This is a genomic window from Enterovirga sp., assembly GCF_035325185.1.
Lineage (GTDB): Bacteria > Pseudomonadota > Alphaproteobacteria > Rhizobiales > Beijerinckiaceae > Enterovirga.
The window spans coordinates 19,126-41,223 of the sequence record NZ_DAOLAJ010000017.1; the positions used below are offsets into that span (position 1 = coordinate 19,126).

The following is a 22,098-nucleotide window of genomic DNA, read 5'->3' on the forward strand; positions in this document are numbered from 1 at the left end:
CACGTCATGACCTTGCCATGACCACGCGCGCTCGGCGCCCTCATAGCCCCGCCCGGGAGCCCCGTCATCAGAGCACGCGGTCGCGGGCGGCAGTTTGCCCCGGACCTGTTGCCGGTACGCATCGCTCCGTCAGATTATGCGTAATCCGGCTCGCTGCGATCGCGGGGACGTCCGGGCCGGCCTCCTGCCGGCGATCGCGCCCGGCCCGGGGCGCCGCCCGCGGAGGCGATCACCGTCACGAGATCGGTCACATGAGAGAGAGCCGGCGCGCCGGCCGCCTCGCCGGGAGGGGAGGGGCCCACGGCGCGCGCGAAGCCGAGCTTCTGCGCTTCCTTGATGCGGGCGGGGATCTGCGTCACCGGCCGGACCGCCCCGGACAGGCCGATCTCGCCGAAATAGACGTTCTCGGCGGGCAGCGGCGCGCCGGTCAGCGAGGAGACGAGGGCGGCGGCGGCGGCGAGGTCGGCGGCCGGCTCCTGGATGCGAAGGCCGCCGGCGACGTTCAGATAGACGTCGTGCTGGCCGAGGCGCACCCCGGCATGAGCCTCCAGCACGGCGAGGACCATGGACAGGCGCGCGGGGTCCCAGCCCACCACGGCCCGGCGCGGCGTCGCGAGCGGGGAGGGGGCGACGAGCGCCTGGACCTCGACGAGAAGCGGGCGCGTGCCCTCCATCCCGGCGAAGACGGCGGTTCCGGGTGTCGCCCCGTCCCGCCCCGCGAGAAACAGCTCGGAGGGGTTGGGCACCTCGGCGAGCCCGTGGTCGGTCATCTCGAAGACGCCGATCTCGTCGGTTGGGCCGAAGCGATTCTTGGCGGCCCGCAGGATGCGGAAATGATGGCCCGGATCGCCCTCGAAGGAGGCAACGCAGTCGACCATGTGCTCGACGACGCGCGGCCCCGCGATCTGGCCGTCCTTGGTCACGTGCCCGACGAGGATGACGGCGGTGCCGCGGCTCTTGGCGAAGCGGATCAGCGCCTGGGCGGCGCCGCGCACCTGGCTCACGGTGCCGGGGGCGGATTCCACCGTCTCGGTCCACATGGTCTGGATCGAATCGATGACGGCGAGGCGCGGCGTCGCCCCGGCGGAGAGCGTCGCGACGATGTCCTCGACATTCGTCTCCGCCGCCAGTTCCACGGGGGCCGAGGACAGGCCCAGGCGCTCGGCGCGCAGGCGCACCTGCGCCACCGCCTCCTCGCCTGAAATATAGGCGACGCGGTGGCCGGCCCGCGCGAGGGCCGCCGAGACCTGGATCAGCAGGGTCGACTTGCCGATGCCCGGATCGCCCCCGAGCAGCAGCACCGATCCCGGCACCAGCCCGCCTCCCGCGACGCGGTCGAACTCGGCATTGCCGGTGCGCGTGCGCGGCGCATCCTTGATGTCGCCCGCAAGGCCCTCGAGCGGAAAGACGCGGCCGCGCGCCCGGCCGGGCCGGGTGGAGGCGGGGCCGGCGAGCGGGTGGCTTCCCGCTTCCTCGACCACGGTGTTCCAGCCGCCGCAGGCTTCGCATTTGCCGCGCCAGCGATTGTAGACGGCGCCGCAGCTCTGGCAGACGAAGGAGGGGCCCTTGGCCATCAGCCGCTTGCGCCTGCCGGAGGAGCTTCCTCTTCGAGGCCGAGATAACGGCGGGCATAGCGCCGGCCGAGGCTCGTCAGGATCTCGTAGCCGATCGTGCCGGCCCGGCGGCCGACCTCGTCGACGTCGAGCGTGTCTCCGATGAGCGTCACGGCCGAGCCTCGCTGCGCCTCGCTTTCCGGCACCTCCGTCACGTCGACGACGATCAGGTCCATCGAGACGCGGCCCGCCAGGGGACAGAGGCGCCCCGCGACGAGCGCCGCGCCCGTGTCGCGCATGTCGCCGTCCGTTGCGCTCCCGTTGCGGAGATAGCCGTCGGCATAGCCGACGGAGAGGGTCGCGAGACGGCGCCGGCTGCGCGCCGTCCAGGCGCCGCCATAGCCGACCGGCTCCCCGCCCCCGATCTCGCGGATCTGTACGATCCGCGTCTCCAGCCGCACGACCGGGCGCATGGGGTTCGGGCGGCCGGGCGTGGGATTGCCCCCGTAGAGAGCGAAGCCCGGCCGGGTCAGGTCGTAGGCCGGGACGGGATCGAGGAAATGGCCGGAGGAATTGGACAGCGAGGCCGGAAGGGCGGGCAGAATCGCCCGCGCCTTCTCGAAGGCCGCGATCTGCTCCTGCGTCGCGGGCTTGTGCGGCTCGTCGGCCGAGGTGAGATGGCTCATCAGGAGCGCGGGCTCGATCGCCGCGAGGCGCGGGTCGCTGGGGAGGGCGGTAAGGGAATCGGGCGGGAAGCCGAGGCGGTTCATGCCTGTATCGACATGCAGGGCGGCCGGCAGGGGCCGTCCCGCCGCTGCGGAGGCGGCGGCCCAATCCTCCAGCTCCTCGAAGGAGCCGATGACGGGGCGAAGGCCATGTTCGACGAGGCAGTTCGCCATGCCGGGAAGCAGGCCGTTCAGCACGTAGACGGGCGCATCGGGCAGGGCCGCTCTCACCCGGATCGCCTCGCCCGCATGCGCGACGAAGAAGGTCCGGCAGCCTGCCGCGGCCAGGGCCCGGACGGCCGGCTCGATCCCGATGCCGTAGGCATCCGCCTTGACCACGCCCGCGCACTCGGCGGCCCCGGCCCGCTCTTGCAGCAGGCGCCAGTTCGCGGCGAGGGCGCGCAGATCGATCGTCAGCGTCGCGGGGGCGCAGGGGAGGGGAGCATTCACCGGTCCGGGCCTCTCAATAGGGTTCAGGGAGCCTGTCTTCCTGCGCGAGGTTGCTGAAGCGGGTCACGTCGGCCTGGAAGGCGAGCGCGACGGTGCCGGTCGGGCCGTGGCGCTGCTTGCCGATGATGACCTCGGCCTTGCCGTGGACCAGCTCCATCTCGGTCTGCCACTTCAGGTGCTCCTCGGTGCCGGCCCGCGGCTCCTTGTTCTTGATGTAGTATTCCTCGCGGAACACGAACATCACCACGTCCGCATCCTGCTCGATCGAGCCGGATTCGCGAAGGTCCGAGAGCTGCGGGCGCTTGTCGTCGCGCGCCTCGACCTGACGCGAGAGCTGCGAAAGCGCGACGATCGGCACGTTGAGATCCTTGGCGAGCGCCTTGAGGCCGGTCGTGATCTCCGTCACCTCCTGCACTCGGCTGTCGCCCTTTCGCGCGGCGCCCGAGAGGAGCTGGATGTAGTCCACCACGAGGAGGTCGAGCCCGCGCTGGCGCTTGAGGCGGCGGGCGCGGGCGGCGAGCTGGGCGATCGAGATGCCGCCCGTCTGGTCGATATAGAAGGGCATCGCCTGCATCTCGCGGGCGGCGTCGGTGATCTTGTAGAAATCGTCCTCGCGCATGTCGCCGCGCCGGATCTTGTAGGAGGGTACGCCCGATTGCTCCGCGATGATGCGGGTCGCGAGCTGCTCGGCCGACATTTCGAGGGAGAAGAAGCCGACAATGCCGCCATTGGCGGTCTTCGTCGAGCCGTCCGGCTGCTTCTCGCCCCGATAGGCCTTGGCGATGTTGAAGGCGATGTTGGTGGCGAGCGCCGTCTTGCCCATGCCCGGCCGCCCGGCCAGGATGACGAGGTCGGACGATTGCAGCCCGCCCATCATCCGGTCGAGATCCGAAAGGCCCGTCGAGATGCCGGAGAGCTTGCCGTCGCGCTGATAGGCCGCCGCGGCCATGTCGATGGCGGTGGTCAGCGCGCGCGAGAAGTCCTGGAAGCCGCCGTCGTAGCGCCCCGTCTCCGCCAGCTCGTAGAGCCGGCGCTCGGCCGCCTCGATCTGGTCGCGCGGGGAGCTTTCGACGGGAGCGTCGTAGGCGACGTTCACCACGTCCTCGCCGATCGTGATCAGGCTGCGGCGGATGGCGAGGTCGTAGATCGTGCGGCCGTAATCCTCCGCGTTGATGATGGTCGTGGCCTCGGCCGCGAGGCGGGCGAGGTATTGCGGCAGCGTGATCCCGCCGAGATCGGCATCGCCGAGAAAGGTCTTCAGCGTGATGGGATTGGCGACCTTGCCGGCCTTGATGAGGCTCGAGGCGACCTCGAACACGCGCCGGTGCAGCTCCTCGTGGAAATGCTCCGCGAGAAGGAAGTCCGAGATGCGATAGAAGGCGTCGTTATTGACGAGGATCGCCCCGAGGAGGGCCTGCTCGGCATCCACGTTGCTCGGCGCGGCCCGGAAGACGCGGCCCTCCGCATCGAAGCGATCGGCGAGGGCGACGGCGGAAGCCATGGAGCGATGATCCTCGATGAGCGGTCGGGAAGGAGGCTCTTGCGCCGATTCGGCCCCGGCGGGGGAGGCCGGGCCGCATTCTCCCCGCTACACACAGCATTTCACCGGTTCGGCCGGACGAGGCGTCCTAGAACAAATCAGGAACAAACGCAAGGTGCGAACAAATGCCTTGTTTCCGCCGGCATCACCGGGCATTATGCTGCGGTGCAACAAACGGGCGGAAGCGAGGGCGGGATGTTCGAGACCTGGTTCAATGTTCTCCACTTGGCGACCGAAGCGCAGGAGGTGATCGGCCTCCGCCTCTTCAAGCTGGGCACCGGCGGGGCGGCCGCCCAGGATGAAGCCTATCTGATGGTTTCCGAAAAGATCGACGCCGCCATGGTGGCGACGGTCGCGCTCATGTCGGGCGCGACGGCCGACAAGATCGTGGCGGGCTACCGGCGCGAGGTCCAGGCCAATGCCCGCCGGCTGTCCGGCCCGCGCTGAGACCGGTGCCCCGCCCTGACGGCGTCATGGCCGGGCTCGTCCCGGCCATCCACGCCTCTCCGCGTGCAAAGCGGTAAGCGGCTCGCAGGCGGCCGCCGTGCTCGTGGATGGCCGGCACAAGGCCGGCCATGACGCACGGGAGAGAGCGGGCCGAGCCGATCTGCCGGATTTCGTCCTATTCTTCCTCGCCGGCGGATTCGGCGAGCGCCGCGCCCACTTCGAGCCCCAGCTCCTCCAGATCGAGTTCGTCGCGCGTGAAGACGCTCTCGCCGCGCGCCTGGCGCTCGGCCTCCTCGGGGCTGCGCGCCACGTTGAGCGTCACCTCGACCTCGACCTCGGGATGGAGCGAGACCGGGATCGTGTGCAGGCCGAGCGTCTTCACCGGCTTGTTGAGGACGAACTGCTCGCGCCCGACCCTGAAGCCCTCGGCGGTCACGAGCTCGGCGAGGTCGCGCGTCGAGACGGAGCCGTACATGACGCCCGTCTCGCCCGCCTGGCGGATGATGATGAAGCTCTTGCCGGCGAGCTTCTCGCCCACCTTCTCGGCCTCCGAGCGGCGCTCGAGGTTGCGCGCTTCCAGCTCGACCTTCTGGTGCTCGAAACGCTCCTTGTTGGCGGCCGTGGCCCGGAGCGCCTTGCCGCGCGGCAGCAGGAAGTTGCGGGCATAGCCATCCTTGACCCGGACGGTCTCGCCCATCTGGCCGAGCTTGGCCACGCGCTCGAGAAGAATGACTTGCATCGGAAAAACTCCGTTCGTGTGTCTCAGGTGGAGGAAGGCGGGCGCGGCCCGAGGCCGCGCCGGAGGGGAAGCACGGAATCGGCGATGCCGAGCAGCGCGAAGGCCGGCAGGAAGAGATAGCCGATCAGGAAGGTGAGGCCGTAGGCGATCGTCAGGAGCGCGGTCCGGCCCGGCCGGCCCCGGCTCGCCCAGTGCACGACCGCCAGCCCCTGCATGGCGAAGGCCATGGTGAGGCCGCCGACGAGAGCCACCCCGGCAACCCCGGCGAAGCCCTCGGTCCGGGCCAGCAGGAAGGCGGCGGCGAGGCCGAGGACGGCCGCCATCGGCATGCGCGTCGCCGCGACGTCCGGCCAGGGCCGCGCGAGGCGCCCGGAAATCGTGACCACCCTGGCGGCGAGCCAGAGGTTGATGGTGAGGACCAGCGTCAGCATGCTGCCGAGGAGGGCGGGCGCCAGCCCCGTCATGAGCTGGACGAAATCGCCGCCGGGCACGCCGAGCGCCTGCGGCAGCGGAGCGCCGCGCTCGACGCCCGCCTCGCGGCGCACGAGGCTGCCTGCGGCCTGTTCCAGGGTCGAGCGGTAGCGCTCGTAATCGCCGCCCGTCGCCGCGACGAGGGAGGACAGGCCGATCAGCGCCCCCGCCATGCCGAGCCAGAGCAGGAGATGGCCGAGCGGATACCAGCGCTCGTCGCCGAGTCCGTTGTCGTTGGACGCCGTGCCCGGCCGCGTCAGCAGCGCGAGATAGGCGAGGAGCCAGGCCGACAGGGCGGGACCGAGAGCGAAGGCGAGGCCGGCCGAGGGCGACAGGGCGAGGGAGACGGCGATGGCGCCGCTGGAGAGCGCGAGCAGGCCCAGGAGATGGTGCCAGCCGAGCGAGACGATCAGGATCGGCAGCGGCGCGAGATACATCAGCATCACGGCCGGCAGCGATTGCGCGCCGACGGCGGCAAAGAGAAGGGCGGCGGCAAGGCCCGCCCCGATTCCCAAGGCAACGTGGAGTGTCATCGCTCGCTGTCCCGCCGCTCGCGCGGGGTTAGGGACGGTTTGTCCCAGCGTGGCCCGGGCGGCTCGTCCGCCCGGTCCTGTTCTCGATGCGAGATCCGCAAGCCGGCCGCCCGAAGGCGCCGGAACGGGTGATCCTTATTGGATCACGTAGGGCAGGAGCCCCAGGAAGCGCGCGCGCTTGATCGCCTGCGACAGCTCGCGCTGCTTCTTGGCGGAGACCGCCGTGATGCGCGAGGGCACGATCTTGCCGCGCTCGGAGACGTAGCGCGAGAGCAGCTTCACGTCCTTGTAGTCGATCTTCGGCGCGTTCGGGCCCGAGAACGGGCAGGTCTTGCGACGACGGAAGAAGGGGCGACGTCCCCCACCGGCCATGGACATGATCAGGCTCCCTCACCCTGGCCCTCGGGCGTGCCGCCGAAGCCGAAACCTTCCTCTTCGCGGCGGCGACGCTCGCGATCCTTGCGCTCGTCGCGGTCGCGCTTCTGCATCATCACCGAGGGAGCTTCCTCGTGCTCCTCGACCTTGAGGGTCATGAAGCGCAGGACGTCCTCGTTGATGCGCATCTGGCGCTCCATCTCGGCGACCGCCGGGGCGGGAGCCGTGATGCCGAGCATCGTGAAATGCGCCTTGCGGTTCTTCTTGATGCGGTAGGCGAGGGACTTGATGCCCCACATCTCGGTCTTCTCGACCTTGCCGCCGCCCGCCTCGATGACGCCCTTGTATTGCTCGACCAGCGCTTCGACCTGCTGCGCGGTCACATCCTGGCGCGCCAGGAATACGTGTTCGTAAAGTGGCATTGCGAGCCCTGTCCTCGTGTGGACGAGACGGCGCGCGACAGGTCGGATGACCGTCGGGCCGCCTCGCGCGCTCTCGTCGGCGCCAAGCCCTCCGAGCCCTGCGGCCCGAGCGGTTGATCGAAGGCGGAGACACGGGACGGCGGGCCGAGGCCCTGCCGGCTGGCGACGAAGCGCAGCCGGCCGTCCGTTCAGCCCCCAGCCGAGGCGAACGCGAAGCGCGGCTCATAGACCGCCCGGACCCGCCGCGCAAGTCGGTTTTCGGGGCTCGCCTGCGCGGGCGTGATCTGGCGCCCGGCGGCGATGATGCTACGTTCGGGACATGAAAAAGCTCGACACCCTCATCGGCCTCCTCGTCGAGGCGCGCGCGGAGGCCGAACGTCTCGGGCCGGCGGGGCGGATCATCGCGCGCCAGCTCGACGAGGCGCTGGGCGAGGCCCGTCTCCTGGCCTCGCAGGGCGGGCGCGCCGACGAGGGCCGGCGTCCGCAGGATCTGTCGAGCGCCAATGACGGCTGAGCCGCCGGCGCGGTCTCGTCCCTTGCGAAGGTCCGAGTAGAGATGTCAGCTCCAAATCTGCGCCTCGGCGTGAATGTCGATCATGTGGCGACCCTGCGCAACGCGCGCGGCGGCTTCTACCCCGATCCGTGCCGCGCCGCGCACGAGGCGATCATGGCCGGCGCCGACAGCATCACCGCGCATCTGCGCGAGGATCGCCGCCACATCCGCGACGAGGATGTCGAGCGGCTGAAGCGGCAGATCCTGACGCCGCTCAATTTCGAGATGGCGGCGACGGCCGAGATGGTCGCGATCGCCACCCGCATCCGTCCCCACGCGGCCTGCCTCGTGCCCGAGAAGCGCGAGGAGCGCACGACCGAGGGCGGGCTCGACGTGATCGGCGGCGCGGAGACGCTGCGGCCGGTGATCGAGGAGCTGCGTGACGCCGGCATCCGCGTCTCGCTTTTCGTCGAGCCGGAGCCGGCGGTGCTCGACATCGCCTTTGCCCTCGGCGCGCCGGTGGTCGAGCTGCATACGGGGGCCTATGCCGAGGCGTCCTTCGCCGGGGATACCGAGCGGCTGGCGCGGGAGGCGGCCCGCCTCTACCGCGCCGCCGAGCACGGGGCCGCGCTCGGGCTCGAGATCCATGCCGGGCACGGCCTCACGGAGGAGAATGTCGCGCTCGTCGCCGCGATTCCGCAGGTGGCCGAGCTGAATATCGGCCATTCCCTGATCGCGACGGCGATCTTCGTCGGCCTGCCGGAGGCGGTGCGCGCCATGCGTGACGAGATGGAGCGCGGCCGCTCCCGCATCGGCGGCTGAGGCGCCATGATCCTCGGCATCGGCTCGGATCTCTGCGACATCCGCCGCATCGAGCGCTCGCTCGAGCGCTTCGGCGAGCGCTTCACCCACCGCATCTTCACGGAGGGCGAGCGGCTGAAGAGCGATCGCCGCGCGAGCCGTGCTCCCTCCTATGCCCGCCGCTTCGCCGCCAAGGAGGCGTGCTCGAAGGCGCTCGGCACGGGCATGCGCCTCGGCATCTTCTGGCGGGATCTCGAGGTCGTGAACCTGCCCGGAGGGAAGCCGACCATGCGCCTCGGCGGCGGCGCGCTGCTGCGCCTCGCCGAGATGACGCCGCAGGGATACGAGGCCCGCATCCACGTCTCGCTCACCGACGACCCGCCGATCGCCCAGGCTTTCGTCGTGATCGAGGCGGTGCCACTCCGAGCCTCGTGGCGTTTAGCCCCGGCCGGGCGGCCCCGCCGCATTGCCGGGGGCGTCCCTATGTTCTAGACGCGGCCCCGGCCGTGCTCCTTCGGCCGGACCTGGGGATTTCGCGCATGGCCCGCGCCGACATGGGCGGCAAGAGCAAGGTGAAGGACGAGGGCGGGCTGTGGGAGACGATCAAGGTGATCGTCCAGGCCCTGCTGATCGCGCTCGTGATCCGCACCTTCCTGTTTCAGCCCTTCAACATCCCCTCCGGCTCGCTCATTCCGACCCTTCTGATCGGCGATTACCTGTTCACCTCGAAATATACCTACGGCTATTCGAGGTATTCGTTTCCCCTGAGCCCGCCTCTCTTCGAGGGGCGCATCTGGGGAGCCGACCCCGCGCGCGGCGACATCGCGGTCTTCAAGACGCCGAAGGACAATTCGACCGATTTCATCAAGCGCGTGATCGGCCTGCCCGGCGACAAGATCCAGATGCTCAACGGCATCCTCCATATCAACGGCAAGGCCGTGGAGAGAAAGCGCATCGAGGATTTCGAGACGACCGACCTCTACAACCGGCCGACCAAGGTGCCCCAATACCTGGAGACCCTGCCCAACGGCGTCACGCACCGCGTGATCGAGGCCGATGGCGACAACGGCTATTGGGACAACACCAATCTCTACACCGTGCCGCCGGGCCATTTCTTCATGATGGGCGACAATCGCGACCGCTCGGCGGATTCGCGCGACGACTCGGTCGTGGGCTACGTTCCGTTGGAGAATTTCGTCGGCAAGGCGCAGGTGATCTTCTTCTCCATCGACGACCAGGCGTCGGCCTGGAAGGTCTGGGACTGGCCCTGGACGGTGCGCTGGAACCGCATCTTCACCAGGATCCGCTAGCCTCCATGGCGAAGGGGGCGGATCCGGCGGCGCTGGAAGTCCGGCTGGGCCATGCCTTCCGGGATCGGAAGCTGCTGGCCGAGGCGCTGACGCATGTCAGCCGCAGCGGCGGCGGCCCGACCTACCAGCGGCTCGAATTCCTCGGGGACCGGGTGCTCGGCCTCGCGGTCGCGGCGCTTCTCCTGCGCTCCTTCCCCGAGGCCAGCGAGGGCGACCTCTCGCGGCGTCTGGCGGAGCTGGTGCGGCGGGAGACCTGCGCGGCGGTGGCGGCGGAATGGGATCTCGGCCCCCATCTGCGCCTCGGCGGCGGGAGCACGGGCGCCATGCGTCGCAACCTCTCGATCCTGGGGGATGCCTGCGAATCGGTGATCGGGGCGGTCTTTGTCGACGGCGGCTTCGAGGCGGCCTCGGCGCTGGTCGAGCGGTCCTTCGCCCCCCGTCTCGCCGCGCTTGCGGACGTGCCCGCCAATCCCAAGACGCTGCTTCAGGAATGGGCGGCCGCCCGCGGCCTTTCCCCGCCGACCTATGCCATCGTCGGCAGGGAGGGGCCGGACCATGCGCCGACCTTCCGCATCGCGGCCCGGCTGCCGGGCTATGACGACGCCGTCGGCGCGGGCGCTTCCCGGCGCGCCGCCGAGCAGGAGGCCGCGCAGGCGCTCCTGATCCGCGAGGGCGTCGTCGCCGCCCCCTCAGGCGAGGAGCGTGCCGATGGCTGAGACGGAAGCTTCCGGCCGGAGCTGCGGCTTCGTCGCGCTGATCGGCGCGCCGAATGCCGGCAAGTCGACGCTGATCAACCAGCTCGTCGGCACCAAGGTCTCGATCGTCTCGCGCAAGGTGCAGACGACGCGCAGCCAGATCCGCGGCATCGCCATCGAGGGAGCGGCGCAAATCGTCTTCGTCGACACGCCGGGCATCTTCCGCCCGAGGCGTCGGCTCGACCGCGCCATGGTGACCTCGGCCTGGGGCGGGGCGGGGGATGCGGACATCGTCTGCCTGCTCGTCGATTCGCGCCGCGGCCTCGACGAGGAGACCGACGCGATCCTCGCCAGGCTGCCGGAGGTTCGCCGCCCGCGCATGCTGGTCCTCAACAAGATCGACCTGATCGAGCGCTCGAAGCTCCTCGCCCTCACCGCGGCGCTGAACGAGCGCGCCGCCTTCGAGCGGACCTTCATGATCTCCGCCCTCACCGGGGACGGGGTCGATGCGCTGCGGCGCGATCTCGCCGCGCGCATGCCACCGGGCCCATGGCTCTATCCCGAGGACCAGGTCTCGGACGCGCCGCTGCGGGCGCTCGCCGCGGAGATCACCCGCGAGAAGATCTACGAGCGCCTCCACGAGGAACTGCCCTACCGCTCGACGGTCGAGACCGATTCCTGGCAGCAGCGCCCGGACGGGTCGGTGCGGATCGAGCAGACGATCTTCGTCGAGCGCGACAGCCAGCGGAAGATCGTGCTCGGCGAGGGCGGGCGGACGATCAAGGCGATCGGCCAGGCGGCGCGGCGCGAGATCGCCGAGATCGCCGAGACGAACGTCCACCTCTTCCTGTTCGTGAAGGTGCGCGAGAACTGGAGCGACGATCCCGCCCGCTACCGCGAGATGGGGCTGGAATTTCCCTCTTCATAATACGAGATCCGGTAGACCGGCCTAGCTTGCTCGCCTGCGCGTCATGGCCGGCCTTGTGCCGGCCATCCACGCCTTTCCGCCTACACTGCGGTGAACGGGCTCGCAGGCGGCAGCCGTGCTCGTGGATGGCCGGCACAAGGCCGGCCATGACGTGCAGGAGGGGAGAGGGCCCGGCCTCAGCCCCACATCTCTTTCAGCTTCTCTGCCACGCGGGGGGCGAAATAGGTGAGGACCCCGTCGGCGCCGGCGCGCTTGAAGGCGGTGAGGCTCTCCAGCATGGCGCGCTCGCCGTCGATCCAGCCGTTCTGCGCCGCCGCCTGGATCATCGCGTATTCGCCCGACACCTGGTAGGCGAAGGTCGGGACCTCGAAGGCGTCCTTCACCCGGCGGATCACGTCGAGATAGGGCAGGCCCGGCTTTACCATCACCATGTCGGCGCCCTCGTCGAGATCGGCCGCGACCTCGCGCAGGGCCTCGGCGTCGTTGGCCGGGTCCATCTGGTAGGTGCGCTTGTCGCCGCTCAGCTTCGTGCCGAGGGCGTCGCGGAAGGGGCCGTAGAAGGCCGAGGCGTATTTGGCCGAATAGGCCATGATCTGCACGTCGTGGAAGCCCGCCGCGTCGAGCCCCTCGCGAATGGCGCCGACGCGCCCGTCCATCATGTCGGAAGGCGCGATGACGTCCGCGCCCGCCTCCGCCTGGACGAGCGCCTGCCGGACCAGAACCGCCACCGTCTCGTCGTTGAGGATGCGCCCGTCCTCGTGCACGAGGCCGTCATGGCCGTGATCGGTATAGGGGTCGAGCGCGACGTCGGTGATGATGCCGATCTGCGGGACGGCGGCCTTCACGGCCCGCACGGCGCGGCAGACGAGGTTCTGCGCGTTCAGCGCCTCGGAGCCGCGCGCGTCGCGGAGCGCCGGGTCGGTATAGGGAAAGAGCCCGAGCGCGGGGATGCGCAGCGCGGCGGCCCGCTCGGCCGCGCGCACGATTTCGTCGATGCCGAGACGCTCGACGCCCGGCATCGCCCGGATGGGGTCGTGGCGTCCCTCGCCCTCGATGACGAAGAGCGGCCAGATCAGGTCGTCGGCCGTCAGGACGTGCTCGCGCACGAGGCGGCGCGCCCACTCGCTCTTGCGGTTGCGGCGCGGCCGGTGGCGAAGGGCGAGCGCGGACGAGGCGGTTCCCGCCGCCTCCCTGGCGATTTCACGGGCGGCGGGCCGCGAAAACGGCGCGATCCTGGCGGACATGTGGCCTCCTTGTCTGAAAGGGGACCTACCACATTCGAACGCGTCCAAAAAAGAAGCCAAAAAAGAAGCATTGTCGCAGGCTTGGCGGCAAGCCTTCCGAGACTTGGCCTTCGGTCCATTTGACCGGCCTGTGCCCGCCGTCTAACTCCGCCCCGTCATGAGCGAGCCGGAAATCCTGTGCGAGCGGCGGGGCCCGGCCGGCACCGTGCTGCTGAACCGCCCGAAGGCTCTCAACGCCTTGACCCTGGGCATGGTGCGGATCCTGGCCCCGGCCCTCGACGAATGGGAGCGCGATCCCGCGGTCACGCGCGTCCTCGTCGAGGGCACGGGGGAGCGCGCCTTCTGCGCCGGCGGCGATATCCGCGCGCTCTACGAAGCCGGGCGCTCGGGGAACCTCGCTCCCGCCCTGGCCTTCTGGCGCGAGGAGTTCCGCCTCAACATCCGCATCAAGCGTTATGCGAAGCCCTATATCTCTCTCATCGACGGGATGGTGATGGGGGGAGGGGTGGGGATCTCGCTCCACGGCAGCCACCGGGTCGCGGGGGACCGCTATCTCTTCGCGATGCCCGAGGTCGGGATCGGCTTCGTGCCGGATGTCGGGGCGACCTATGCGCTGCCCCGCCTGCCCGGGCGCATCGGCGCCTATCTCGCCTTCACCGGGGCGAGCGTCGGGCCCGACGAGGCGGTGGCGCTGGGCCTTGCGACCCATCGCGTCGCCTCGCGCGATTTCCCGGCCCTGCGGGAGGCGCTGGTGGCGGGGGAGGGGGTCGAGGAGGCCCTGGCCCGCGCCGCCCGGTCCGGCGGCCGGGCCCCCCGGCCCGTCGCCCCAGGCTCGATCCTGGCCGAACGCGGCCTGATCGACTCATGCTTCTCCGCCGCCTCCGTCCCGGACATCCTCGCGCGCCTCGACGCGGCGGCGACGTCCGGATCGGATTTCGCCGCGAGGACGGCCGCGACGATGCGCACGAAGTCGCCTTCCAGCCTCGCCATCGTGCACGAGCAGATGCGCCGCGGCGGCGCCATGAGCTTCGAGGAAGCGATGGCGACCGAGTTCCGCATCGTCACGCGCCTCGCCGAGGAGCACGATTTCTACGAGGGAGTGCGCGCCGCGATCGTCGAGAAGGACGGCGCGCCGCGCTGGCGCCCGCAGAGCTTCGCGGAGCTTCCGCCCGGCTTCGCCGCGGCTCATTTCGCGCCGCGGCCCGGCCGCGAACTGGACGATGCGCCGTGAACCGCCTCTTTCGCCGAAACGCCTCGCCCCCTCCCGAGCGGCGGGACGATATCCTGGTCGAGCACGCGCCGGACGGGGAGGAGTTGCGTTGGAACACTGTCCTCGTCTGGTTCATGCGCGGCCTCTCGATCGCGTGGCTGCTGAAGGGCCTCGCGGCATGGATGGTGATCCTGGGCCTCTGGAGCGGTCTCGCCCCTTTCGAGGGGGGGGCCACGGGCTATCAGGCGGGGCTCGTCTATTTCGCCGTCATCGACCTCGTGGCGGCGGTCGGCCTGTGGCTCACCTCGACCTGGGGCGGGGTGCTCTGGCTCCTCGCCGTGATGAGCCATCTGATCCTGGCGGTCTTCTTTCCGCGCTTCGTGCAGAACAGCGCGTTGCTCATTGCGTTGTTTATTTTCGCCATCATGTTGTATCTGACGATATCCTGGCTCGCTTCTGTCGAAGAATGACTCTCCTGCCGCGGTGATGCATTGCGGCTAGGGGCTCTTCTCTCCTGGGCGAGCCGGGTTTGATGCGAATTCAGCATCTATTTACGCCAAGAGGTAAAGCCGGGATTCATCCTGTTACTTAAAGTGGTCTTCATTCGCGGGCCATAAATTAGCCCCATAAGCGAACCGGCCGGCCCGGGATCGCACCAGAAGAATGAGGCATCACATGAGCAACGCCGCCAGGAAGCAGGATTTCGCCCCGGAAGCCGCCCAGCCCGCCGCCCGCGCGACCTATCTCGAGGCGCTGCATCTGGTGGAGCGGCTCCACCGTCGGCTGCTCGACGTCGTCAAGGACGAGTTCGACCGCCACGGCCGGAACGACGTCAACGGCGTGCAGGCGCTGCTGCTCTACAATATCGGCGACAAGGAGCTGACCGCGAGCGAATTGCGCACCCGCGGCTATTACCTGGGCTCGAACGTCTCCTACAACGTCAAGAAGCTCGTCGAGGAAGGCTATCTCCACCATGCCCGCTCGCGGATCGACCGGCGCTCCGTCCGCATCAGCCTGACCGCGAAGGGCAAGGAGGTGCACGACATCGTCTCCGCGCTCTACGACAAGCATGCCCGCACGATCGAGCCGGTCGGCGGCCTGTCGCAGGACGACTTCACGCGCCTCAACCAATCGCTCATGCGCCTGGAGCGCTTCTGGACGGACCAGATCAAGTACAAGCTCTGAGGGGAGAAGCGCTCGATTTCGGTGGGGAGGGGACCGCGCAGGTGTGGCGCGAAGGCATCGGTGGCGGCCAAATCCGCTCGTGCGGCGCAGCACGGCCTCGTCTGTGGGCGCATGTCAAACTTCGGCCGGGCTGGTGAGGTTGCGTTAACGAAGTCGCGCCACCGTCCCCCTCCGGGCCGCGAGGCCGACACGACGACCGAACGAGACCAGCGATCCCGATGATCATTTCCCGTCGCGCCCTCCTCTGCACCGCCGCGACCGCCTTCGCCGCCTCGGGCCCCGCCTTCGCGCAGCAGGCCGAATGGGCGCAGAACTACGATGGCTCCGCGCGGGTGCGAATCCCGCGCTCCCTCACGCCGGTCCTGTCGCCGCAGGCGCTCCAGGGGACCGAGGAGGCCGTCGCCCGCTATCGCGACATCGTCGCCCGCGGCGGCTGGGCCGATCTCCAGGCCCCGCAGATGCGGGTCGGCACGCGCCATCCGGCCGTCCAGGCCCTGCGGCAGCGCCTGATCGTCGAGGGTGATCTCGACCCGAGTGTCGGCTCCTCGCCCATCTACGATTCCTATGTCGAAGCGGGCGTGCGGCGCTTCCAGTCGCGCCACGGGCTCGGCGCGACGGGCGTGCTCAACGGTGCCACCCTCGCGGCCATGAACGTCCCGGCCGAGACGCGCCTCAGGCAGCTCGAGCTGAACGTGGTGCGGCTGCGTTCCTATTCCGGCAATCTCGGCCACCGCTACGTGATCGTGAACATCCCCGCGGCCCTGGTCGAGACCGTCGAGGGCGGGCAGGTGGTCACGCGCCATGCGGCGGGCGTCGGCAAGATCGACCGGCAATCGCCGATCATGAACGCCAAGGTCGTCGCCATCAATTTCAACCCGTACTGGACCGTGCCGGCCTCGATCATCAAGAAGGACCTCATTCCGAAGATGAGAAAGGAGCCGAGCTACCTCACGGACAACAAGATCCGCATCTTCACGAAATCCGGCCAGGAGATCAGACCGGAGGCCGTCAACTGGAATTCCGACGAGGCCACCCAGTACATGTTCCGCCAGGATCCGGGCGGGGACACGAACTCGATGGGCTTCGTGCGGATCAACATCCCGAACCCGCACGGCGTCTATATGCACGACACGCCCTCCAAGGGCATTTTCGGGGACGATTTCCGCTTCGTCTCCTCGGGCTGCGTGCGCGTTCAGAACGTGCGCGACTACATCACCTGGCTGCTCCGGGAGACGCCGGGCTGGGACCGCAACCGGATCGAGGAGGTCTTCGCGGCCGGCTCGCGCACCGATGCGCCGCTCGCCCAGCCCGTTCCCGTCTACTGGACCTACATCACCGCCTGGGCCCAGCCGGACGGCCTCGTCCAGTTCCGCGACGACATCTACAACAAGGACGGCCTCGGCCGCGTGCCCGTGGCCGCCCGCCAGCAGGTCGAGCCGGAGAACGAAGCCCTCATGAACTGAGCCCGGGGCCGCTCCCCCTTCTCCCCGCTTGCGGGGAGAGGTTCCAGGGCCGTCCCTCAATGCGCGCGCGAGACGCAGAATTCCACGGCGTCGAGAAGCGCGTGCTTGTGGGCCCCGTTCGGGAAGAGCGCGAGCGCGTCGCAGGCGATCTTGCCGTAGTGGCGGGCCCGCTCGATCGTGTCGTCGATGGCCCTGTGGCGGCGCAGAATCGAGATGGCACGCTCGACGTCGCCCTCGCCGATCTCGCCCTTCTCCAGCGAGCGGCGCCAGAAGGCGCGCTCCTCCTCGTCGCCGCGCCGGAAGGCCAGCACGATCGGCAGCGTGATCTTGCCTTCCCGGAAATCGTCGCCGACATTCTTGCCGAGCGCGGCGGCCGTGCCGCCGTAATCGAGCGCGTCGTCCACGAGCTGAAAGGCGATGCCGAGATTCATGCCGTAGGAGCGGCAGGCGGCCTGCTCGGCCTTGGGCCGCTCCGCGATCACCGGCCCGACCTCGCAGGCGGCGGCGAAAAGCTCCGCCGTCTTGCCGCGGATCACGGCCATGTATTCGTCTTCGTTGGTCTCGACGTTCTTGGCGGCCGAGAGCTGGAGCACCTCGCCCTCGGCGATCACGGTCGCGGCCGTGGAGAGGATGGCGAGGGCGGGCATGGAGCCGGTCTCGACCATCATCTTGAAAGCCTGGCCCAGCAGGAAGTCGCCGACGAGGACGCTGGCCTCGTTGCCCCACATCATCCGGGCGGCGATCTTGCCGCGCCGCATGGTCGAGGCGTCCACGACGTCGTCGTGGAGGAGCGTCGCCGTGTGCATGAACTCGACCGCCGCCGCGAGGCCCACATGGCCCTCGCCGGCATATCCGGACATCGAGGCCGTCGCGAGCGTCAGCATCGGGCGCAGCCTCTTGCCGCCCGACGAGATCAGGTGGTTGGCCACTTCGGGGATCATCGTGACCCGCGAGCCCGTGCGGGACAGGATGAGCCGGTTCACCCGCTCCATGTCGTCCCGGACCAGCCGGATCAGGTCGTCGATCCGCGCGGCCTGGGATTCCTTCTCTTCGAACGGCAGGACGACGCCCATACGCACTCCGTTGCCGGGACGACCGCCCGGTCCGATGATGCATCGCATGCAAACGCGCCCCCCTGCAACGGGCCGCTTGCCGGAAGACGAGACAGAGCCCCCATGCGCGAGCTGATCCGCACCAGCGACATCGTTTTGCTCGACGTGGTGCGCACGCTCCTGGAGAGCGAGCGCATTCCCGTCCTGCTCGCGGACGGCCAGATGAGCGCGCTCGAGGGAGGAATCGGCGCCTTTCCCCGCCGTCTCCTCGTTCCCGAGGACTGGGCGGCGCGGGCGCGGCGGCTCCTGGTCGAGGCGGGCTTCGCGGCCGAGCTGCGCGATGGTTGAGCGGGAAGGGATCAGCGAGGACACGCTGCTGGGGGGGAAGGTCCGCCTTCTCCAGCCCATGGCGGGCCACCGGGCGGGGACCGACGCGGTCCTTGCCGCCGCCCTCGCCGGGCCGGAGGGCGGGGAGGGCATCGTCGATCTCGGCAGCGCGAGCGGCGCGATCGGGCTGATTCTGGCCGCGAGCCTGCCCGATGCGCGGGTGGTGCTGGCCGAGCGCGATTCGTCGCTCGCCGCGCTCGCCCGCGAGAACGTCGCCCTCAACGGATTCACGGACCGGGCGGGGGTGGCCGAGATCGACGCCTTCGACCCGGCCGCCCGCTGGCGCGAGACGTGGCCGGAAGCCCTGCTGCCGCTAGGGCAGGCCGGTCTCGTCGTGACCAATCCGCCCTTCTTCGATGATCCGCGCGCGCGGCCCTCGCCCGATCCGGGGCGCCGCGCCGCGCATATGATGGCGGGGGGCGGGTTGCGCGAATGGATCGCGGCGGCGGCGCGCCTCCTGAGGCCGGGAGGCCGGCTCGTCATGATCCACCGCGCCGACGCCCTGGCCGCCTGTCTCGGTGCGCTTCCGCCGGCCTTCGGCACGATCATCCTGCGGCCGGTTCTCCCGCGCGCCGATGCCGATGCTTCCCGCATCGTGCTGTCGGCGCGCAAGGGCGGGCGCGGCCCTCTCGCGATTCGCCCGCCCCTGGTGCTGCACGGGCCGGATGGGCGCTTCACGCCGGAAGCGGCGGCCCTGCACGCGAATCCGGTCGAGGCCGGCCCGTCCGGCGATGCCACCGCCCGGCGCCGCCGGCCTCGTCCTTGACAGCCTTCGGGGCGCTCTTCAGGAAGCGGCCATGACGCACGATCCCGGATCGCCGCTCTCGCCCCAGCGCTCCTTCCAGGGCCTCATCCTGACCCTTCAGCAATTTTGGGCTGAGCAGGGCTGCGTGATCCTCCAACCCTACGACATGGAGGTGGGGGCCGGGACCTTCCATCCCGCGACGACTTTGCGCGCCCTCGGCCCGCGGCCCTGGCGCGCAGCCTATGTCCAGCCCTCGCGGCGGCCGAAGGACGGGCGCTACGGCGAGAACCCGAACCGCCTCCAGCACTATTACCAGTACCAGGTGATCCTGAAGCCGAACCCGCCGGACTTGCAGGAGCTCTATCTCGCCTCGCTCGCCGCCATCGGCATCGATTCGAGCCTGCACGACATCCGCTTCGTCGAGGACGACTGGGAGAGCCCGACGCTCGGCGCCTGGGGGCTCGGCTGGGAATGCTGGTGCGACGGGATGGAGGTCAGCCAGTTCACCTATTTCCAGCAGGTGGCGGGTTTCGAATGCGCGCCGGTCTCGGGCGAACTGACCTACGGCCTCGAGCGCCTCGCCATGTATCTGCAAGGCGTGGACAGCATCTACGACCTGAACTTCAACGGCCTCGACGGGGCCGAGCGCGTCACCTACGGCGACGTCTTCCTCCAGGCCGAGCAGGAATATTCGCGGCATAATTTCGAGCATGCCGATACCGAGATGCTGTTCCGGCATTTCCGCGACGCGGAGGCGGCCTGCCGGTCCTATCTCGCGGCGGGGGAGGCGGGCGAGCGCCACCTCATGGCGCTGCCGGCCTATGACCAGTGCATCAAGGCGAGCCACGTCTTCAACCTGCTCGATGCGCGCGGCGTCATCTCGGTGACGGAGCGGCAGAGCTATATCGGCCGCGTGCGCGACCTCGCCAAAGCCTGCGGCGCGGCCTGGCTGCGGACGGCGGGCGGAAGCCCGCCCGCGCAGGAAGCCGCATGACCCCGCGGGCGCGCCGCAACATCCGCATCGCCCTGATGCGCGTCTCCTACGACATCGTGGGCAGCGCGACGACCGATACCGGCGTCGCCAGGATCGTGGGAACGGCCGAGATCCTGGAGACGGGCGAGGACCTGGGGAATGTCGACCTCACCTTCTGGGGGTCGACCCCGGCCCAGCTCAAGATGCGGGCCAAGAACTGGCCCGCCCGCTTCGAGGCGGTCCACGGCGATTATTTCGGCGTCTCCGATGCCGGCGCGCACCGCTTCGACATCTTCCTCTCGGCGGAGCGCTTCTTCCGCCTGCTCGACCTCGCGCACGGCTCGCGCCGCGCCTCGATCCGCCTCTCCTGCGACGTCTCGGCCGACGGCAAGCTCGATCTCGTGCGCGAGATCGAGATCTCGGCGAGCCGGGGCTGAAGGCCTTCGTCCGTCCGGCCCCGCTCGACACGGCGGAGGCCGGGGGCTAAGCGGGCCCTGTTCCCCTTTTCGGTGAGGCTGATCGCGGTTCCATGCCGGACCTTCTGCTCGAACTCCTCTCGGAAGAAATTCCCGCCCGCATGCAGGGCCGGGCGGCCGAGGATCTGAGGAAGCTCGTCACCGATTCGCTGGTGGCGCAGGGCCTTCTCTACGAGGGCGCGGTCGCCCATGCGACGCCGCGGCGCCTCATGCTGCATGTCGCGGGGCTCCCCGCCAAGGCCAAGGACGTGCGCGAGGAAAAGCGGGGCCCGCGCGTCGGCGCGCCGGAGGCGGCGGTCGCCGGCTTCCGCAAGAGCGCGGGCGTCACCTCCGACGACCAGATTCGCATCGTCGAGGACGCGAAGAAGGGCGATTATTACCTCGCCACGATCGAGCGGCCGGGCCGGCCGACGCCCCAGGTCCTCTCGGAACTGCTGCCGGGCATCATCCGCAACTTTCCCTGGCCGAAATCCATGCGCTGGGGCGCGGCTTCGGCCGAGCCCGGCTCGCTGCGCTGGGTGCGGCCGCTGCAATCGGTGCTCTGCGCCTTCGGCTCCGATCTCGAGACGGCGGAGATCGTGCCGCTCCTGATCGACGGCCTCGTCTCGGGCGACGCGACGCGCGGGCATCGCTTCATGGCGCCGGCCACGATCCGGGCGCGGCGCTACGACGACTACGTGGCGAAGCTTCACGCGGCGAAGGTGGTGCTGGATGCCGGCCGCCGCCGCGAGATCATCCGGCACGATGCGCGCGACCTCGCCTTCGCGCAGGGCTTCGAGGTGGTCGAGGACGAGGGGCTGCTGGAGGAGGTGGCGGGCCTTGTCGAATGGCCGGTCTGCCTGATGGGCGGCTTCGAGGAGGGTTTTCTCGACATCCCGCCCGAGGTCATCCGCGCGACCATCCGCGCCAACCAGAAATGCTTCGTCCTGCGCCGGGCTCTGCCCTCCAGCGGCGAGGGGAGGGCGGAACTGGCCAACCGCTTCATCCTGGTCGCGAATATCGAGGCGAGCGATGGCGGCAAGGCGATCGTGGCGGGCAACGAGCGTGTCGTGCGCGCGCGGCTGTCGGATGCGAAGTTCTTCTGGGAGACCGACCGGAAGGCGAGGCTCGAGGACCGGCTGCCCAAGCTGAAATCCATTGTCTTCCACGAGAAGCTCGGCACGCAATACGAGCGCGTCGAGCGCATCGCGGCCCTGGCCCGTGCACTCGCGCCGGTCGTGGGTGCGGAAATCGCCGAGGCCGAGCGCGCGGCGCGCCTCGCCAAGGCCGATCTCGTCACCGAGATGGTCGGCGAGTTCCCGGAGCTTCAGGGCCTGATGGGCCGCTATTATGCGGCGGCCCAGGGCGAGGCGCCGGCCGTTGCGGCGGCGATCGAGGATCATTATCGCCCGGCCGGCCCCTCCGACCGCATCCCGAGCGCGCCTGTCACCCTCGCGGTGGCCTTGGCCGACAAGCTCGACACGCTCGTCGGCTTCTGGGCCATCGACGAGAAGCCGACCGGCAGCAAGGACCCCTACGCCCTGCGCCGCGCGGCTCTCGGGGTGATTCGGTTGGTGCTGGAGAACGACGTCCGCCTGGGTCTCGGAGGAATGATTTCCGGGCAATTGCGCGAGAATTTCGAGCAGTCGGGCCAGGATGGGGCTGCCGGGATTCGCGACGATCTCCTCACCTTCTTCCACGACCGCCTGAAGGTGCATCTGCGCGAGCGCGGCGCCCGCTACGACCTGATCGACGCCGTGCTCGCGGCGGGCTCCGCCCACCCCTCCCCCCTTGTGGGGGAGGCCGAGCAGGCGCGCAGCGCCGCCCGGGAGGGGGGGAACGCCTCCGCCTCCGGGACGCCGGGAGAAGGCGTCGAGCCTTCCCACCCGGTCCCCGGGCCTG

The 22,098-nt window shown here is 69.7% G+C and carries 25 protein-coding genes; 16 read left to right on the forward strand and 9 right to left on the reverse strand.

Annotated elements, in window-relative coordinates; all coding sequences use genetic code 11:
• Positions 1–134 precede the first annotated feature (134 nt).
• From radA to PKD06_RS05445, 3 genes are read right to left on the reverse strand one after another with little or no spacing between them, the layout of a single operon-like run.
• Positions 135–1,574 carry a DNA repair protein RadA gene (gene radA / locus PKD06_RS05435; protein WP_324378368.1) on the reverse strand — a complete coding sequence of 480 codons (1,440 nt, stop codon included), beginning with the start codon at positions 1,572–1,574 and terminating at the stop codon, positions 135–137.
• The gene (gene alr / locus PKD06_RS05440; RefSeq protein ID WP_324378370.1) at positions 1,574–2,728 is read right to left on the reverse strand and encodes an alanine racemase; all 1,155 of its coding nucleotides are present in this window, start codon (positions 2,726–2,728) and stop codon (positions 1,574–1,576) included. The genes radA and alr overlap by 1 nt, the downstream gene beginning before the upstream one ends.
• 13 nt (positions 2,729–2,741) lie before the next feature.
• Positions 2,742–4,229 (reverse strand): replicative DNA helicase, encoded by a 1,488-nt coding sequence (locus PKD06_RS05445; protein ID WP_324378372.1) that lies wholly within the window; start codon positions 4,227–4,229, stop codon positions 2,742–2,744.
• A gap of 234 nt (positions 4,230–4,463) precedes the next feature.
• Here PKD06_RS05445 and PKD06_RS05450 point away from each other — a divergent pair, with 234 nt between their 5' ends.
• Positions 4,464–4,715 carry a hypothetical protein gene (locus PKD06_RS05450; protein WP_324378374.1) on the forward strand — a complete coding sequence of 84 codons (252 nt, stop codon included), beginning with the start codon at positions 4,464–4,466 and terminating at the stop codon, positions 4,713–4,715.
• A 175-nt stretch (positions 4,716–4,890) separates the two neighbouring features.
• Here the strand turns inward: PKD06_RS05450 and rplI are convergent, their stop codons facing one another.
• The 4 genes from rplI to rpsF form a co-directional block, all read right to left on the reverse strand.
• On the reverse strand, positions 4,891–5,454 hold the full coding sequence (gene rplI / locus PKD06_RS05455) for a 50S ribosomal protein L9 (protein WP_324378376.1): 564 nt from the start codon (positions 5,452–5,454) through the stop codon (positions 4,891–4,893).
• A gap of 23 nt (positions 5,455–5,477) precedes the next feature.
• A complete protein-coding gene (locus PKD06_RS05460) occupies positions 5,478–6,458 on the reverse strand; it encodes a DUF2232 domain-containing protein (protein WP_324378378.1) in 981 nt (326 codons plus the stop codon).
• A 135-nt stretch (positions 6,459–6,593) separates the two neighbouring features.
• Positions 6,594–6,836: a 30S ribosomal protein S18 gene (rpsR, locus tag PKD06_RS05465; RefSeq protein WP_324378380.1), complete on the reverse strand. Its 243-nt coding sequence runs from the start codon at positions 6,834–6,836 to the stop codon at positions 6,594–6,596.
• A gap of 2 nt (positions 6,837–6,838) precedes the next feature.
• A complete protein-coding gene (gene rpsF / locus PKD06_RS05470; RefSeq protein WP_324378382.1) occupies positions 6,839–7,255 on the reverse strand; it encodes a 30S ribosomal protein S6 in 417 nt (138 codons plus the stop codon).
• Between the two features lie 319 nt (positions 7,256–7,574).
• Between rpsF and PKD06_RS05475 the strand changes: the two genes are divergently transcribed.
• Genes PKD06_RS05475 through era form a run of 6 tightly spaced genes read left to right on the forward strand, consistent with a single transcriptional unit; the run spans position 7,575 to position 11,482 of the window.
• Positions 7,575–7,769, forward strand: coding sequence for a hypothetical protein (locus tag PKD06_RS05475; RefSeq protein ID WP_324378384.1), 195 nt, complete (start codon positions 7,575–7,577; stop codon positions 7,767–7,769).
• A 42-nt stretch (positions 7,770–7,811) separates the two neighbouring features.
• On the forward strand, positions 7,812–8,570 hold the full coding sequence (locus tag PKD06_RS05480) for a pyridoxine 5'-phosphate synthase (protein WP_324378386.1): 759 nt from the start codon (positions 7,812–7,814) through the stop codon (positions 8,568–8,570).
• 6 nt (positions 8,571–8,576) lie between these two features.
• Positions 8,577–9,041: a holo-ACP synthase gene (acpS, locus tag PKD06_RS05485; protein ID WP_324378388.1), complete on the forward strand. Its 465-nt coding sequence runs from the start codon at positions 8,577–8,579 to the stop codon at positions 9,039–9,041.
• Between the two features lie 47 nt (positions 9,042–9,088).
• Positions 9,089–9,859 (forward strand): signal peptidase I, encoded by a 771-nt coding sequence (gene lepB / locus PKD06_RS05490; RefSeq protein WP_324378390.1) that lies wholly within the window; start codon positions 9,089–9,091, stop codon positions 9,857–9,859.
• A gap of 5 nt (positions 9,860–9,864) precedes the next feature.
• Positions 9,865–10,575: a ribonuclease III gene (rnc, locus tag PKD06_RS05495; protein WP_324378391.1), complete on the forward strand. Its 711-nt coding sequence runs from the start codon at positions 9,865–9,867 to the stop codon at positions 10,573–10,575.
• Positions 10,568–11,482 carry a GTPase Era gene (gene era, locus PKD06_RS05500; protein WP_324378393.1) on the forward strand — a complete coding sequence of 305 codons (915 nt, stop codon included), beginning with the start codon at positions 10,568–10,570 and terminating at the stop codon, positions 11,480–11,482. Before rnc ends, era begins: the two co-directional genes overlap by 8 nt.
• A 176-nt stretch (positions 11,483–11,658) precedes the next feature.
• Here the strand turns inward: era and hemB are convergent, their stop codons facing one another.
• Complete coding sequence (gene hemB / locus PKD06_RS05505) at positions 11,659–12,726, reverse strand: porphobilinogen synthase (protein WP_324378395.1); 1,068 nt, start codon at positions 12,724–12,726, stop codon at positions 11,659–11,661.
• A gap of 157 nt (positions 12,727–12,883) precedes the next feature.
• On the opposite strand from hemB, the gene PKD06_RS05510 reads away from it, so the two are divergent.
• The 4 genes from PKD06_RS05510 (at position 12,884) to PKD06_RS05525 (ending at position 16,584) form a co-directional block, all read left to right on the forward strand.
• Positions 12,884–13,957 (forward strand): enoyl-CoA hydratase/isomerase family protein, encoded by a 1,074-nt coding sequence (locus tag PKD06_RS05510; RefSeq protein WP_324378397.1) that lies wholly within the window; start codon positions 12,884–12,886, stop codon positions 13,955–13,957.
• Entirely contained in the window at positions 13,954–14,406 is a 453-nt protein-coding gene (locus tag PKD06_RS05515; RefSeq protein ID WP_324378399.1) for a DUF6163 family protein, read from the forward strand. Before PKD06_RS05510 ends, PKD06_RS05515 begins: the two co-directional genes overlap by 4 nt.
• A 205-nt stretch (positions 14,407–14,611) precedes the next feature.
• A complete protein-coding gene (locus tag PKD06_RS05520) occupies positions 14,612–15,121 on the forward strand; it encodes a winged helix DNA-binding protein (protein ID WP_324378401.1) in 510 nt (169 codons plus the stop codon).
• Positions 15,122–15,339: 218 nt separating this feature from the next.
• Positions 15,340–16,584 (forward strand): L,D-transpeptidase family protein, encoded by a 1,245-nt coding sequence (locus tag PKD06_RS05525; RefSeq protein ID WP_324378403.1) that lies wholly within the window; start codon positions 15,340–15,342, stop codon positions 16,582–16,584.
• Between the two features lie 56 nt (positions 16,585–16,640).
• On the opposite strand, the gene PKD06_RS05530 is transcribed toward PKD06_RS05525, so the two are convergent.
• Positions 16,641–17,657, reverse strand: coding sequence for a polyprenyl synthetase family protein (locus PKD06_RS05530; RefSeq protein WP_324378405.1), 1,017 nt, complete (start codon positions 17,655–17,657; stop codon positions 16,641–16,643).
• Positions 17,658–17,759: 102 nt separating this feature from the next.
• Here PKD06_RS05530 and PKD06_RS05535 point away from each other — a divergent pair, with 102 nt between their 5' ends.
• From PKD06_RS05535 to glyS, 5 genes are all read left to right on the forward strand, one after another.
• Positions 17,760–17,984 (forward strand): DUF2007 domain-containing protein, encoded by a 225-nt coding sequence (locus PKD06_RS05535; RefSeq protein WP_324378407.1) that lies wholly within the window; start codon positions 17,760–17,762, stop codon positions 17,982–17,984.
• Positions 17,977–18,789: a methyltransferase gene (locus PKD06_RS05540; protein ID WP_324378409.1), complete on the forward strand. Its 813-nt coding sequence runs from the start codon at positions 17,977–17,979 to the stop codon at positions 18,787–18,789. The genes PKD06_RS05535 and PKD06_RS05540 overlap by 8 nt, the downstream gene beginning before the upstream one ends.
• A 31-nt stretch (positions 18,790–18,820) precedes the next feature.
• Positions 18,821–19,762 carry a glycine--tRNA ligase subunit alpha gene (locus tag PKD06_RS05545; protein WP_324378411.1) on the forward strand — a complete coding sequence of 314 codons (942 nt, stop codon included), beginning with the start codon at positions 18,821–18,823 and terminating at the stop codon, positions 19,760–19,762.
• On the forward strand, positions 19,759–20,178 hold the full coding sequence (locus PKD06_RS05550) for a hypothetical protein (RefSeq protein WP_324378413.1): 420 nt from the start codon (positions 19,759–19,761) through the stop codon (positions 20,176–20,178). The genes PKD06_RS05545 and PKD06_RS05550 overlap by 4 nt, the downstream gene beginning before the upstream one ends.
• 92 nt (positions 20,179–20,270) lie before the next feature.
• The coding region (glyS, locus tag PKD06_RS05555; RefSeq protein WP_324378415.1) for a glycine--tRNA ligase subunit beta at positions 20,271–22,098 on the forward strand (1,828 nt) is incomplete at its 3' end.

Excerpts from the sequence above, each read along its gene's own strand:
- PKD06_RS05530 (WP_324378405.1), bottom strand. The coding sequence starts at position 17,657 with ATGGGCGTCGTCCTGCCGTTCGAAGAGAAGGAATCCCAGGCCGCGCGG.
- PKD06_RS05540 (WP_324378409.1), top strand. The coding sequence starts at position 17,977 with ATGGTTGAGCGGGAAGGGATCAGCGAGGACACGCTGCTGGGGGGGAAG.
- hemB (WP_324378395.1), bottom strand. The coding sequence starts at position 12,726 with ATGTCCGCCAGGATCGCGCCGTTTTCGCGGCCCGCCGCCCGTGAAATC.
- rplI (WP_324378376.1), bottom strand. The coding sequence starts at position 5,454 with ATGCAAGTCATTCTTCTCGAGCGCGTGGCCAAGCTCGGCCAGATGGGC.
- acpS (WP_324378388.1), top strand. The coding sequence starts at position 8,577 with ATGATCCTCGGCATCGGCTCGGATCTCTGCGACATCCGCCGCATCGAG.
- radA (WP_324378368.1), bottom strand. The coding sequence starts at position 1,574 with ATGGCCAAGGGCCCCTCCTTCGTCTGCCAGAGCTGCGGCGCCGTCTAC.
- lepB (WP_324378390.1), top strand. The coding sequence starts at position 9,089 with ATGGCCCGCGCCGACATGGGCGGCAAGAGCAAGGTGAAGGACGAGGGC.
- PKD06_RS05520 (WP_324378401.1), top strand. The coding sequence starts at position 14,612 with ATGAGCAACGCCGCCAGGAAGCAGGATTTCGCCCCGGAAGCCGCCCAG.
- rnc (WP_324378391.1), top strand. The coding sequence starts at position 9,865 with ATGGCGAAGGGGGCGGATCCGGCGGCGCTGGAAGTCCGGCTGGGCCAT.
- PKD06_RS05450 (WP_324378374.1), top strand. The coding sequence starts at position 4,464 with ATGTTCGAGACCTGGTTCAATGTTCTCCACTTGGCGACCGAAGCGCAG.
- PKD06_RS05525 (WP_324378403.1), top strand. The coding sequence starts at position 15,340 with ATGATCATTTCCCGTCGCGCCCTCCTCTGCACCGCCGCGACCGCCTTC.
- rpsF (WP_324378382.1), bottom strand. The coding sequence starts at position 7,255 with ATGCCACTTTACGAACACGTATTCCTGGCGCGCCAGGATGTGACCGCG.
- PKD06_RS05460 (WP_324378378.1), bottom strand. The coding sequence starts at position 6,458 with ATGACACTCCACGTTGCCTTGGGAATCGGGGCGGGCCTTGCCGCCGCC.
- era (WP_324378393.1), top strand. The coding sequence starts at position 10,568 with ATGGCTGAGACGGAAGCTTCCGGCCGGAGCTGCGGCTTCGTCGCGCTG.
- PKD06_RS05480 (WP_324378386.1), top strand. The coding sequence starts at position 7,812 with ATGTCAGCTCCAAATCTGCGCCTCGGCGTGAATGTCGATCATGTGGCG.
- PKD06_RS05510 (WP_324378397.1), top strand. The coding sequence starts at position 12,884 with ATGAGCGAGCCGGAAATCCTGTGCGAGCGGCGGGGCCCGGCCGGCACC.
- PKD06_RS05550 (WP_324378413.1), top strand. The coding sequence starts at position 19,759 with ATGACCCCGCGGGCGCGCCGCAACATCCGCATCGCCCTGATGCGCGTC.
- PKD06_RS05545 (WP_324378411.1), top strand. The coding sequence starts at position 18,821 with ATGACGCACGATCCCGGATCGCCGCTCTCGCCCCAGCGCTCCTTCCAG.
- PKD06_RS05445 (WP_324378372.1), bottom strand. The coding sequence starts at position 4,229 with ATGGCTTCCGCCGTCGCCCTCGCCGATCGCTTCGATGCGGAGGGCCGC.
- PKD06_RS05475 (WP_324378384.1), top strand. The coding sequence starts at position 7,575 with ATGAAAAAGCTCGACACCCTCATCGGCCTCCTCGTCGAGGCGCGCGCG.
- PKD06_RS05535 (WP_324378407.1), top strand. The coding sequence starts at position 17,760 with ATGCGCGAGCTGATCCGCACCAGCGACATCGTTTTGCTCGACGTGGTG.
- rpsR (WP_324378380.1), bottom strand. The coding sequence starts at position 6,836 with ATGTCCATGGCCGGTGGGGGACGTCGCCCCTTCTTCCGTCGTCGCAAG.